This is a genomic window from Pontixanthobacter luteolus, assembly GCF_009828095.1.
GTDB classification, from domain to species: Bacteria; Pseudomonadota; Alphaproteobacteria; order Sphingomonadales; family Sphingomonadaceae; genus Pontixanthobacter; species Pontixanthobacter luteolus.
On the sequence record NZ_WTYP01000002.1, the window covers coordinates 432,263 to 444,585 of the forward strand.

15 protein-coding genes are annotated in these 12,323 nt (G+C 60.5%); 5 read left to right on the plus strand and 10 right to left on the minus strand.

Annotated elements, in window-relative coordinates:
- Nucleotides 1-44 precede the first annotated feature (44 nt).
- From GRI43_RS10550 to xseA, 4 genes are read right to left on the minus strand one after another with little or no spacing between them, the layout of a single operon-like run.
- Nucleotides 45-1,055: an esterase-like activity of phytase family protein gene (locus GRI43_RS10550; protein WP_160731076.1), complete on the minus strand. Its 1,011-nt coding sequence runs from the start codon at nucleotides 1,053-1,055 to the stop codon at nucleotides 45-47.
- A 21-nt stretch (nucleotides 1,056-1,076) separates the two neighbouring features.
- A complete protein-coding gene (locus tag GRI43_RS10555) occupies nucleotides 1,077-2,033 on the minus strand; it encodes a M23 family metallopeptidase (protein WP_420850000.1) in 957 nt (318 codons plus the stop codon).
- Entirely contained in the window at nucleotides 2,030-2,233 is a 204-nt protein-coding gene (locus GRI43_RS10560; RefSeq protein ID WP_160731077.1) for a DUF2093 domain-containing protein, read from the minus strand. The genes GRI43_RS10555 and GRI43_RS10560 overlap by 4 nt, the downstream gene beginning before the upstream one ends.
- Nucleotides 2,234-2,256: 23 nt before the next feature.
- On the minus strand, nucleotides 2,257-3,717 hold the full coding sequence (gene xseA, locus GRI43_RS10565; RefSeq protein ID WP_160731078.1) for an exodeoxyribonuclease VII large subunit: 1,461 nt from the start codon (nucleotides 3,715-3,717) through the stop codon (nucleotides 2,257-2,259).
- On the opposite strand from xseA, the gene purD reads away from it, so the two are divergent.
- Together purD and GRI43_RS10575 are read left to right on the plus strand one after the other, a co-directional pair.
- Complete coding sequence (purD, locus tag GRI43_RS10570; protein ID WP_160731079.1) at nucleotides 3,716-5,002, plus strand: phosphoribosylamine--glycine ligase; 1,287 nt, start codon at nucleotides 3,716-3,718, stop codon at nucleotides 5,000-5,002. The two genes, xseA and purD, sit on opposite strands and share 2 nt — an antisense overlap.
- 81 nt (nucleotides 5,003-5,083) lie before the next feature.
- Nucleotides 5,084-5,395: a PilZ domain-containing protein gene (locus tag GRI43_RS10575; protein WP_160731080.1), complete on the plus strand. Its 312-nt coding sequence runs from the start codon at nucleotides 5,084-5,086 to the stop codon at nucleotides 5,393-5,395.
- Here GRI43_RS10575 and GRI43_RS10580 read toward each other — a convergent pair whose 3' ends face one another.
- Nucleotides 5,396-6,403, minus strand: coding sequence for an adenosine kinase (locus GRI43_RS10580; RefSeq protein ID WP_160731081.1), 1,008 nt, complete (start codon nucleotides 6,401-6,403; stop codon nucleotides 5,396-5,398). It lies immediately after the preceding gene.
- A 129-nt stretch (nucleotides 6,404-6,532) separates the two neighbouring features.
- Between GRI43_RS10580 and GRI43_RS10585 the strand changes: the two genes are divergently transcribed.
- The 3 genes from GRI43_RS10585 (at nucleotide 6,533) to GRI43_RS10595 (ending at nucleotide 8,692) form a co-directional block, all read left to right on the plus strand.
- A complete protein-coding gene (locus tag GRI43_RS10585; protein WP_160731082.1) occupies nucleotides 6,533-7,240 on the plus strand; it encodes an EI24 domain-containing protein in 708 nt (235 codons plus the stop codon).
- Complete coding sequence (locus GRI43_RS10590) at nucleotides 7,230-7,676, plus strand: hypothetical protein (RefSeq protein ID WP_160731083.1); 447 nt, start codon at nucleotides 7,230-7,232, stop codon at nucleotides 7,674-7,676. Before GRI43_RS10585 ends, GRI43_RS10590 begins: the two co-directional genes overlap by 11 nt.
- Before the next feature lie 74 nt (nucleotides 7,677-7,750).
- Nucleotides 7,751-8,692: a hypothetical protein gene (locus GRI43_RS10595; RefSeq protein WP_160731084.1), complete on the plus strand. Its 942-nt coding sequence runs from the start codon at nucleotides 7,751-7,753 to the stop codon at nucleotides 8,690-8,692.
- A gap of 27 nt (nucleotides 8,693-8,719) precedes the next feature.
- On the opposite strand, the gene GRI43_RS10600 is transcribed toward GRI43_RS10595, so the two are convergent.
- The 5 genes from GRI43_RS10600 to sufC are packed head-to-tail and all read right to left on the minus strand — an operon-like array spanning nucleotide 8,720 to nucleotide 12,297.
- Nucleotides 8,720-9,079 (minus strand): HesB/IscA family protein, encoded by a 360-nt coding sequence (locus GRI43_RS10600; RefSeq protein WP_160731085.1) that lies wholly within the window; start codon nucleotides 9,077-9,079, stop codon nucleotides 8,720-8,722.
- Nucleotides 9,076-9,573, minus strand: a complete 498-nt coding sequence (locus GRI43_RS10605; RefSeq protein ID WP_160731086.1) for an SUF system Fe-S cluster assembly protein — start codon at nucleotides 9,571-9,573, stop codon at nucleotides 9,076-9,078. Before GRI43_RS10605 ends, GRI43_RS10600 begins: the two co-directional genes overlap by 4 nt.
- A complete protein-coding gene (locus GRI43_RS10610; protein ID WP_235903788.1) occupies nucleotides 9,573-10,745 on the minus strand; it encodes a cysteine desulfurase in 1,173 nt (390 codons plus the stop codon). Before GRI43_RS10610 ends, GRI43_RS10605 begins: the two co-directional genes overlap by 1 nt.
- A 41-nt stretch (nucleotides 10,746-10,786) precedes the next feature.
- Nucleotides 10,787-11,554, minus strand: a complete 768-nt coding sequence (locus GRI43_RS10615; protein WP_160731088.1) for a SufD family Fe-S cluster assembly protein — start codon at nucleotides 11,552-11,554, stop codon at nucleotides 10,787-10,789.
- Entirely contained in the window at nucleotides 11,554-12,297 is a 744-nt protein-coding gene (sufC, locus tag GRI43_RS10620) for a Fe-S cluster assembly ATPase SufC (RefSeq protein WP_160731089.1), read from the minus strand. Before sufC ends, GRI43_RS10615 begins: the two co-directional genes overlap by 1 nt.
- Nucleotides 12,298-12,323 lie beyond the last annotated feature (26 nt).

Sequence of the window (12,323 nt, forward strand, 5' to 3'; positions counted from 1 at the left end):
ATTCTCGCGCGCCTTTTCTGTTGTCCGCGGCGCAGGCAGGCTCGTTACGCCAGATCCCAGTTAAGTTTGAGCAGAAGCGTGCGCTGAAACCCGCTGCGGTTGTCATCCGAAATCAGCCACAGGGTCACGCCCTTATCATGGCGCTGGCCATCAGCGCGGGGGACGATTGCCAGACCTTCGTAATTGTCCTGAACATCAGAGCCCGAGATCGTGCCCAGAACCTCTCCGCTCCACGGTTTTCTTTGCGCAATCGCGTCTCGGATTTCCGCCGGATCAGCCAGCATCACGCTGACATCGAAGCTGGGCGGCAAGCCGATATTCAACTTGCGAACCAGCACCAGCACGCGGCCATCGGGTAGCTGGGCCATATCGACCGGCCGGAAACCCTCAGGCGCGGCGAATGCGAATTTCTCCGGCACAGCCCCTTCGACAGGGTCGGAACCATAGAGCAATGCGGGGAAATCGCCGCTCCACCAGGCAGCCATGCCCTCTGACAAGACGATGAATGAGCCGCCGCGCAGCCGCACCATCGCCTCTGGTCCGGAATTGGACGGCCAGCGCCGCATCTCTGCGGGCCGTATCAGCTTCGAGCCGGTCAGGTCGGCGTCCAGCCGTTCCAGCGAATTGATCCCTTCATACCCCACCCAGATACGTCCGGTGGTAGAATCGCGGGTGAGAGATTCGATGTCGACCAGCTTCTTTTTGGAAGCGGTCTTGCCCGCGAAATTCTCGATCCGCACGGTGCCAGGTTCACTATCGTGCCTCGCAGCGGATTGGCCAGGCGCAGGCATTATGAGCAATTTGCCGGTATCGCTTCCAGCCATCAGCCGCCCATCATCCAGCGCCAAAAGCGCGGAATAGCTGCCGAAATTGCTGTTCGGGCTGGTCAGTTCCCACGCCCCGGCAAGCTGCAATTGCCCGAATCGCCGTGCGCCGAGTTCGAGCGGGTTGGCCGTAACGACTTGCGAACGCGTGTCTGTGCGCGGAGGGGACCGGACCCATGTGCCGGGTGCCAATGCCAGCACAACGCAAGCAATCAGGAACCAGCGACGCATGGGTTCAGCTGCCAATCTGGATCAGCGCATCGGCCCGGTAAACAGCAGCGGGTCGAGCCTCGCATCGCGCCACTTCAATCCCCAGTGCAGATGCGGCCCGGTGGCGCGTCCGCTGGACCCGATATTGCCGATATACTGGCCCTGTTTCACTACATCGCCTTCGGACACGGCAATCTTCGAACTGTGCAGGAATGCGCTGTTCAAACCCTGCCCGTGATCGATGATCAGCAGATATCCCTCCAGCGAGAAAGGCTGCTGCGTCGCCAGAGTCACCACGCCGTCCGCAGGAGCCACAAAGGGTGTCCCGCTCTGGCCAGTCGTGATGTCGATGCCCGAATGATAGCTGCCCGGTTCGCCGCGATAGATCCGCTGGGATCCGAAGCGTCCTGAAATGCGTCCTGTGACTGGCCAGATGAAATCCTGGCTCCATCCGGGAGTATCCGCGCCGACTTTGCGCGCGGCATTGATCTGCGCAAGTTCGGGCCTGCGGCGTGCCATGAACGATTCGCTGGCACCGCCAGCACGGCGGGCAACATTGACGCGTTCGATATTCCAGCTGCGGGGTGAGACCGCGAAGGGGCTTTCGATCATGCGGCCATTTGCCAGCTTCGCCACCAGAGTTGCGGTGGGGCCTGCATCGCGGTCGAATGCGGCAAAGAAGCGACCTTCATTATCCAGTGTCAGCGGCTGACTGCCCAGAGTGGCGGTCACGGTTCCGCCCGGTGCCTGTCCGCGGATCCAGCCGCCCTGCGTCAGTTCGCCATCATACAGGAAAGTCGACGGGCCAACTGGCTCCGGTTCGGGCATTGGGGCCGGTGAAGGTGCCGCCGAAGGGCGGGCAGCCTCGCTCGCAATAGGTTGGATTATTTCCGCCTGCCCCGCATCCGCTGCGCCCGCATCGACAGTGGCGCCGTTACATCCGGCCAAAAGCAAAACACCCGTCAGACTGGCCAGACGCTGGCCGGGTCGCATGCTCATGCCGTTTCGGTCAGGCGTTTGGTGGCGATTTCAGCGCTGGCGTATGCTTCCTGCAAATCCACGCTCCAGTAACGCAGTTCATCGAGCGAGATCGCCTCGCCCGTGACTGCGCACAGCACATGATTGCCCGGCGATTTCACGCGGAAACCATTGGGTCCGAATGCCAGCTTGGCTGGCTCAGTGTCTGAATCCATCAACATGATCGCGCCTTATCAATTACCGTCTAACCGAACAAATCATCTTGCCGGTTTTTTGTTTCATCGCCCGCTGTCTTACGCTTGCGCGGTTTTACAGAAGCTGAAGACGCGGCAGCCGGAACGGCATCCAGCACACCATCGACGAATTCGATGCCGAAACCCGGCAGGTCTTCAGCACCCTTGCGCGTTCGGACCAGATTGCCATCTACATCCTTAACCAGCACGAATCCGCGTTGAAGCGGTGCCTTGGGATCGAGCGATTGGTAGAGCCGTTCAAGCGCGGCGAACCGTTCCGCATCGCGTGCGGCGCGCTGCCCGATAACCGCCGGTGTCAGACGGCTGGCCGCGAGCTTGCTTTCCGCTTCCCGAAGCCCGCGCTGCAGAACAGACACTGGCATACGCAGCGCACCGAGCCGTTCGCGGCCTTTCGCTGCGTGATCCTTCAGGCCACGGCGAAGGCGATCGGTCAGATCATCAAGCTTCTGCACCTGGGGCTGCAGCAATGCTTCCGGTTTCGGCAGCCGCTGCAACCGCGCATCCAGCCGTTCCCGGCCCAGCGTCACCGGGCGCCCAATCGCGCGCTTTTTGCGGTAGGCGAGATCTTCAATCGTGGCAGAAAGCTCCGCCCGGACCGGAACCGCCATTTCCGCCGCCGCAGTCGGGGTTGGTGCACGCCGGTCTGCGGCAAAATCGGCCAGTGTCGTGTCGGTTTCGTGCCCCACCGCCGAGATTACCGGTATCGGGCAATCGGCAATCGCGCGGACCACGACTTCCTCGTTGAAGCCCCACAGATCCTCTATCGAACCGCCTCCGCGCGCGACGATCAGGACATCGGGCCTCGGCATATGCTGCGGAAGGTCGGAGAAACCGCGGATCGCAGCGGCGACCTGATCAGCCGATCCCTGGCCCTGTACCAATACTGGCCACACCAGGACATGACTTGGAAACCGGTCTGCCAGACGGTGCAGGATATCACGGATCACCGCTCCGGTCGGCGATGTGACAACTGCGATCGTGCGCGGCAGAAACGGCAGGGCGCGTTTCCGTTCACCCGCGAACAGGCCTTCCTTTTCCAGTCTGAGGCGCGTTTTCTCCAGCAGCGCCAGCAGAGCGCCCTCGCCCGCAATTTCCATGCTGTCGATGACGATCTGGTATTTCGAACGTCCGGCATATGTGGTCAGCTTGCCCGTCGCGACGACTTCGATGCCGTCCTCGGGCAGAAATCCCAGACGTCCGGCATTGCCGCGCCACATCACCCCGTCGATGACCGCTTTTTCATCCTTGAGCGCGCAGTAAAGATGGCCTGACGCAGCGCGTTTAACCCCTGAAAGCTCGCCGCGCAGGCGAACGAAACCGAAACGATCTTCGACAACCCGCTTGAGCATGGTCGAAATCTCGGTGATCGATAGAGGCGCAGCGTTGTCGCCTTCCGCACTCCGCGCTACCAAACCGCCAGATGCATCATTGTCGAAGGAAGAAGCGGGCATGAATATCCTGTTGCTGGGGTCGGGCGGGCGCGAACATGCGCTGGCATGGAAGCTGGCGCAATCCAGCCTGTTACAGCGGGACGACGATACATTCTACGCCGCACCGGGCAACCCGGGAATCGCCGATCATGCGATGTGTATCGACCTTGATGCCGGCAATCATGCCTCGGTTCTGGAATTCTGCGGGGAAAAACAGATCGGACTGGTCGTGATCGGACCGGAAGCACCGCTGGTCGACGGCCTTGGCGACAGCTTGCGAGCGGTCGGCATTTCGGTATTCGGGCCGAGCAAGGCTGCCGCCCAGCTGGAAGGGAGCAAGGGCTTTACCAAGGATCTGTGCGAACGGGCCGGAATCCCAACCGCCGGCTATATCCGCACAATGTCGCTTGCCGAAGCGACCGCCGCGCTGGACAAGTTCGATGCGCCCTATGTGCTCAAGGCCGATGGCCTTGCCGCAGGCAAGGGCGTGGTCATTGCAGAGACGCGGGCCGAGGCGACAGAGGCGCTGACCGACATGTTCAGCGGCCGGTTCGGCGAAGCAGGCGCGGAAGTGGTGATCGAAGAATTCATGCGCGGCGAGGAAGCCAGCTTCTTTGCCCTGACCGATGGCGCGACCATTCTGTCGTTTGGCTGCGCGCAAGACCATAAACGGGTTGGCGAAGGCGACACCGGCCCCAATACTGGCGGCATGGGCGCATACAGCCCGGCCCCGGTCCTGACCCCGATGCTGCGCGGCGAGGTTCTGGAAAAAATTATCGCCCCCACGGTCAAAAAGCTGGCCGATGAAGGCATGGCCTATTCAGGTGTCCTGTTCGCAGGGCTGATGCTGACCGATCAAGGGCCGAAGCTGATCGAATATAATTGCCGGTTCGGCGACCCCGAATGCCAGGTGCTGATGACACGGCTGCAAAGCGACCTTGGCGAATTGATGCTCGCCTGCGCCGACAGCAAGCTTGCCGCATGCGACCCGGTTAAGATGAGCGACGATGTGGCCCTGACCGTAGTGATGGCGGCCAAGGGTTATCCGGATACGCCCGAGAAGGGCGGCACCATCGATCTTGATGGCGCGGAAGAAGGTGGGGCCAAGGTATTTCATGCCGGAACCAGGCGGTTGGAAGATGGCACGATTGTCGCCAGCGGCGGCCGGGTGCTGAACGTCACAGCCACCGGCAAGAACGTCACAGAGGCTCAGGCAGCGGCCTATAAAGCGGTCTATGCGATCGACTTCCCGTCCGGCTTCTGCCGCCGTGATATCGGCTGGAGAGAAGTCGAGCGCGAACGGTAACAAGCCGCAAGCAGCAATATATTACCAAATTAACGATGACTATTTAGCATTTGTGCAATCGCCGTGATGTATCGGGCCTGCATGCAAGATCGCTCATCCAACAGACACGACGTGACCATCCTCGGGCACTACCGCGCAGGAAGCGGCCTGAAGCGCGAGGTCACGATGCTCGACCTGTCGGAAAGCGGGTGCCGCTTCCACGACCGCCGCACTGTGCTGCGGATGAATGCTGCGCTGACCATCAGGATCGGCGCGCTTGGGCCCTTCGATGCGACCGTCCGCTGGATAGAGCGCGATACCGTCGGGGTGCAGTTCGCGCGGCCAATTTATGGCCCCGTTTTCGAACATATCCGGACCCAGCTGGACAATTCCAACTGGCGCCCGCCAGCCTGATTATCCCAGCCGCTTTGCAACCAGTTCCTTCGTATCAACGATAGGACGCGGTCCGTAGTGCGAGATTACCTCTGCTGCGCACACTGCTCCGCGCAGAAGACAATCGGCCAGCGAAGCGCCTTTTACATGGCCTGACAGGAAACCGGCTGCGAACTGATCGCCGGCACCGGTCGTATCTACGACCTTATTGATCGGCTCAGCAGCGACTTCCGCACGTTCGCCATTGGCGATTGCCACGGCACCTTTTTCACTGCGTGTCGCGACCAGCACCGGAACCTTTGGGGCAACCATTGCCAGCCCTGCTTCGAAGTCGTCTTCGCCGGTCAGAGTGGCAAGTTCTGCCTCGTTGACGAACAGGATGTCGATCACGCCACCCTCAATCATATCGCGAAAATCGTCGCCGTGGCGATCAATCACGAAGCTTTCCGATGCAGTGAAGGCAATCTTGCGGCCAGCGTCGCGGGCAACCTGAATCGCGCGGCGCATGGCCCGGCGCGGCTCTTCCGGATCCCACAGATACCCTTCCAGATACAGCACTGCCGCATCGGCGATCAGTTCTTCGTCGAGCGCCGCTGCCGGCAGATACTGCCCAGCGCCAAGAAATGTGTTCATCGTCCGCTCGCCATCAGGCGTGACGAAAATCAACACCCTTCCGGTCGATGGTTCGCCGGTGCGTACCGGTGTATCGAAATCGATCCCGGTTGCGCGGATGTCATGTTTGAAAACGTCGCCCAGCTGGTCGTCTGCAACCTGGCCGATAAAGGCGCACTGGAGCCCCAGCGTGGCCAGCCCGGCCAGCGTGTTGGCAGCCGAACCGCCCGATGTTTCCGTTGCTGGCCCCATCGCGTCGTAAAGTTCGCTCGAACGCTGTTCATCCACCAGCGTCATTCCGCCGCGGTTCATGGACAGCTCCTCAATCAGCTCTTCCTGGCACGGTGAAATCACGTCGACCACAGCGTTGCCGATTGCGATCACGTCATAGCGGGGCGAATTGTCGATATTGGGCATGATTTTCCTGAGTCAGAACAGAGTTTGGTTGGTTGCTGGCGCGCCTAGCCGCTCACACAGGGCGCGCCAAGGCCTTCCGGTGATTTGTGCGATTGACGAGCGCACATCCATGCGGGCAAGTGCGCGGTGATGACCAGTGTGCCAAGCGCCATTTCAAAAGCCATTTCACAATTGGGCGATCCGAAGATTCTTCGGGTCTTGCTCAAGACCGTGCTGCTGACCCTGGCCGTGTTCATGCTGGCCGGTGCGGGTTTGTGGTATGCGATCGCGCAATCTCTTGCTGCTGCAAAGATCAGCTTCGGCCCGGAACTGGGTGCGCTGCTGGCGGTGGTCCTGACCGCGGTCGGCGGCTGGATCCTTTTCCGCATCGTGGCACTCGCAATTCTCCAGTTTTTCGCCGACGAGATCGTGCTGGCGGTGGAGCAAAAGCATTTCCCGGAGCACGTGGGCCGCGCAAGGACCCTTGCGTGGAGCGAGGAGCTGCGCAACAGCCTCCGGTCTATCGGCCGTGCCATTGCAGTCAATTTGGCGGCTTTGGTGGTGGCGATTCCGCTGTTCTTCACCGCTATCGGGCCTGCGATCGTGTTCTGGGCCGCGAATGGCTGGCTGCTGGGCCGCGAATTGCAGGATATGGTGTGGCTGCGTCACCGCCATGCGCCATCTGACAAACCGCCGCTCGGCAAAATGGAAAGATTTGCGCTTGGAGGGATCGTAACCGCAATCCTGGCCATACCCTTTGTCAATTTTCTCGGGCCAGTGATCGGCGCTGCAAGTGCAGCCCACCTAGTTCACAGCCGCCTCGCATCCCTGCCCCCAGGAGCCAACAATGCCGCGTAGTTTCCGTGCCTGCCTCACTATCGCCCTCATCCCGCTGCTGGGGGCGTGCGCCGCGACCGCGATTCCGCCCGCAACCTCGGGCTCCAGCAATTCAGCCAATCGGCCAGGTGTGCGCAGTGCGCCGCCGCCGCAGGTTGCACCGGCCCCATCAACCGGCAGCTTCCGCGCACCCCGCGTCATGAATAACCGGGGTTTGGAAAGCGTGATCGGTGCAAACTCTGCGGGGTTGGAGCGGCAGTTCGGACCAGCGCGCCTAAACGTCATAGAAGGCGACGTGCGCAAGCTGCAATTCGGCGGCGAGGCTTGCGTGCTCGACGTCTATCTCTATCCGCTCAGCCCCGGTGCAGAGCCGACCGCGACCTATGTCGATGCAAGGCGCGCAAGCGATGGGCTGGATGTAGACAGGTCAGCCTGCGCCGCCGCCCTCAAGCGCTGAGACTGGCTCGCTAACGCGAATTTAAGGGTATTCTGGCAGGCAATTCGGAACCGAAAACAGAGGTTTCGAAAACAATGAGTGTCCAATTCGCCGATCTGGCCAAAAATGTATCCGCCGATGGTCATGTGTCACCGGAAGAACTGCTCGCGCTGCGCCGGCTCGGCTGGGGCGACGGGAAGATTCACCGCGGCGAAGCAGAAGCAATTTTCGCGATCAATCAGGTCATGGAAAATCCGAACACGGAATGGACCGACTTTTTCGTCGAAGCGCTGGCCGAATTCGTCCTCAATGGCACCGAGCCGCGCGGCTATGTCGATGAAGCCGAAGCCGAATGGCTGATCGGCGCGCTGGATCAGGACGGGCGGCTGGAATCCATGGCGGAACTGGAATTGCTGGTTCACGTGATGGAGCGTGCCGGAAATGTACCCGACAGGCTCAAGCATTATGCGCTGGCTCAGGTCGAGAAAGCTGTCCTGACCGGTACCGGGCCAACTCGCTGCGGTGGCGAATTGTCGGATACGCACATTTCGGCGGCCGAATGCAGTATCATTCGCCGGATCGTTTTCGCCAGCGGCGGGCACGGGCCAGCGGCGGTCAGCCGCCATGATGCAGAAATGCTGTTCCGCCTCAAAGACGAGACGTTGGCCGAAGCGAACGATCCGGCTTGGGATGCGCTGTTTATCGACAGCGTCGCAAATTACCTCAAGGGGTTCCACCTATCAAACGCCCAGCTTGACCATGCGCGGATGAAGGAACTTGAAGCGTTCGTCGCAGACAACAGGGCAAGCGTAGGCCGCTTCATGGGCGCCATGGCACGTGAACTCCCGCAGGTACGAAACCATTTCGGGAAGGTGTTCGGCAAGAATGCTGCGGGAACCCGTTATGCCGAAGCGCAAGCTGCCGGCAATCTGGTTACCGACAACGAGAATTCATGGCTTGAAAAAATGATCGATGCCGACGGCGAAGTTGACGATCTCGAAAGAGCGCTTCTGGCACGGATCACTGCCGAGGCCTGATCCCGCCTGAGGGGCCTTTTCGGCCGATCAGACCATAAAGCTTTCGCCGCAGCCGCAGGCACCCTTGGCATTCGGGTTTTCGAACGTGAATCCAGCAGTGAAGTCGTCTTCCACCCAGTCCATCACGGACCCGACCAGATATAACACACTGGCCCCATCAATGTAGAATGTGCCGCCAGGGGTTTCGATCTTCTCATCGAATTTCGCCTCCTCGGTCACGTAGTCGACAGAATAGGCAAGTCCCGAACAGCCGCGCCGCGGGGTTGAAAGCTTGACGCCGATAGCATCAGCGGGCGCTTTGGACATCAGGTCGGCGATCCGTGCCTCTGCCCCTTCGGTCAGGGTCACAGCTGCCGGAATTTGGCGAGTTTTCGTATCGGCCATCATAGCATCCCCAGTTCGAGCCGCGCCTCGTCACTCATTTTCTGCGGGTCCCAAGGCGGATCCCACACGAGATTGACCTCTGCATCGCGCACGCCGGGCACCGATGCTGCGCGCAATTCCACTTCGCCCGGCATGGATTCGGCAACCGGACAATTCGGGGTGGTCAGCGTCATGTTGACGACCACGTCGCATTCATCATCCACTTCCACGCCGTAAATCAGGCCGAGATCGTAAATGTTCACCGGAATTTCCGGGTCGTAGATTTCTTTCAGCGCCGCGATCACCGCATCGTGCAGTTCTCCGCCCGGTTCGCCCGCAGCAACCGTCTCCGGCTTTTTCTGCAGGAAGCCTTCAAGATAGTCACGCTTGCGTTCCAGCTTTTCGCCCATGCTTTCATCGGCGACATCGGCGGAGGGCACCGCATCTTCCACCCGCGCACGGCGCGGAGCCGAAACGGCTTCGACTTCTTCGACTTCTATCTTGCGCTCTTCGTTCATTATCCGAAGATCCTCTTGGTTCTCTCGATACCACGCAGCAATGCGTCGATATCGCTTTCGTCACTATACAATCCGAAACTCGCCCGCGCTGTGGCCGGAACGCCCAGATGGTCCATCAGCGGCTGCGCGCAGTGATGGCCGGCGCGGATCGCGACATTCTCTTCATCCAATATGGTGCCGAGATCGTGCGGGTGAACCCCCTCCATCTCGAACGAGACGATACCGGCGGTCTTTTCAGGACCGAACAGGCGGATTGAATTGATTGATCGCAGTTCCGCCTGCAGCTTCGCCGCCAGCGCGCTTTCATGCGCGAACAGGTCTTCCATGCCCAGTGCATCGACGTAATCGATCGCTGCATGCAAGGCGACCGCCTCGGTGATCATCGGCGTCCCTGCCTCGAACCGCTGCGGCGGCGGGGCATAGGTTGTTTTTTCGAAAGTCACGCGGTCGATCATCGCGCCGCCGCCTTGCCACGGGGGCATCGCGTCGAGGATTTCCTCGCGCGCCCACAGCACGCCGATACCCGTGGGTCCGTAAAGCTTATGCGCCGACAGGACGTAGAAATCGCAGCCCAGTTCCTGCATATTCAGCCGCATCCGGGGCGCTGCCTGGCAGCCATCCAGCAGCAGCTTTGCACCAACCGCATGGGCCAGGCTAGCAGCGCGCTTCGCGGCCAGAATCGAACCCAGCACGTTCGAGACATGGGCGAGGGCCACGATCTTGTGCTGCGGTGTAAGCATCTGCTCCATCGCATCCAGATCGATCAGACCATCCTCGGTCAGCGGGCAAACATCGATTTCAGCGCCGGTGCGCTGCGCGACCATCTGCCACGGCACGATGTTGGAATGATGTTCCAGCTGGCTGAGCATGATGCGGTCGCCGGCTGAAAGATTTTGCCCGCCCCAGCTTTGCGCGACCAGATTGATGCCTTCGGTTGCGCCGCGAACGAACACGATTTCGTTTTCGCTTCTCGCACCGATGAAACCTGCTGTGCGGCGGCGGGCTGCTTCGTAAGCCAGCGTCATTTCGGCAGAGCGCGAGTACACGCCGCGGTGCACCGTCGCATAATCGCGGCCCAGCGCATTGCTCATCGCGTCGATCACCGCCTGCGGTTTCTGCGCGGTGGCCGCTGTATCCAGATAATGCCAAGGCTTCCCGTTCGCGGTCATCATGCCGGGAAAATCAGCTTTGCGGGTCAGTGTTTGCGCGTCGCTCACACTGCATCTCCATCCAGTTCTGCAAGCGTATCGTCGAGCATTTTCTGGCGAATATCGTCATCGGCGATATTCTCGAATGCATCGCCGATAAAGGCCTGGATCAGCAGCTTGCGGGCAATTTGCGGCGGGATGCCCCGGGCCGCCATGTAATAGCTGGCCTGTTCATCGAGCTGGCCGATGGCTGCACCGTGTGCGCACAGAACATCGTCCGCAAAAATTTCGAGTTCGGGCTTGGTGTTGGCCGAGGCCCCTTTTTCGAGCAGGATCGCACGGAAATTCTGCGCCGCATCGGTTTTCTGCGCATCACGTGCAACCTCGATCCGGCCCAGAAAATTACCCGTTGCCCGGCCCCACTGCACCGCACGCACCACCTGATTGGACGTGGCGTTGGGGTGTGCGTGGATTGTCCGGGTGACGAATTCCTGCACTTTGTCGCCGCCGCCTATGGTTACGCCGCCGAATTCAAAATGCGCGCCTTCGCCGAGCGTCACTTCCACTTCGACGCGCTGGAATTTCCCGCCCGCGATCATGTGGAACGCCTCGAAGCGTCCGCCTTCACCAACGTGCACCCGCAAACGGTCGACCATTCCTGGCGCGGCATCGCCGGAATTGTGGATCTGGTATTCGCTACGTGTTTCGCCAGCAGGCACGTCGATCGTGCGCCAGTGATTGATCGCTGCCGCATCCGCATGGCGGAGATACTCGCCATCCGAATAACGCCAATCCTCGTCGCGCGTCGTGGGGAGAGTTGCTGCTTCCGCCATCAGGCCGCCACCGCTTCGTAACCTTCGTTTTCAAGCTGCAGCGCCAGTTCCGGGCCGCCAGTTTTAACGATGCGGCCATTGGCAAGAACGTGCACCTTGTCCGGTTTCACATAGTCGAGCAGGCGCTGGTAATGCGTGATCAAGAGAACGGCTTTGTCGGGCGCACGCATGATGGCATTGATCCCGTCGCCAACCGTGCGCAGCGCATCGATATCGAGACCGCTATCGGTTTCGTCGAGGACCGCGAATTTCGGGTCGAGAATGCCCATCTGGACCATCTCGGCGCGCTTCTTCTCTCCGCCGGAAAAGCCGACATTCACCTGCCGCTTGAGCATTTCCATATCAAGCTTGAGCAGCGCGGCTTTTTCTTTTGCCAGCTTCAGGAACTCACCACCCGACAAGGGCTCTTCACCGCGCGCGGCGCGCTGCGCGTTGAGCGCCTCGCGCAGGAACTGAACATTGGAAACGCCGGGGATTTCGACCGGATACTGGAAACCCAGAAACAGGCCCGCCGCCGCGCGTTCGTGTGGTTCCAAGTCCAGCAGATCGACACCGTTGAAGCTGACCGAACCTGCGGTCACTTCATACCCGGGACGGCCGCCCAGGATATACGACAGCGTCGATTTACCGGCGCCGTTGGGCCCCATGATCGCGTGCACTTCACCCGCGCCGACTTCTAGCGTCAGGCCCTTGAGGATTTCGGTATCGCCGACATTGGCGTGGAGGTTTTCAATTTTCAGCATCAGTTTTTTCTCGTAAATTCTTGGTG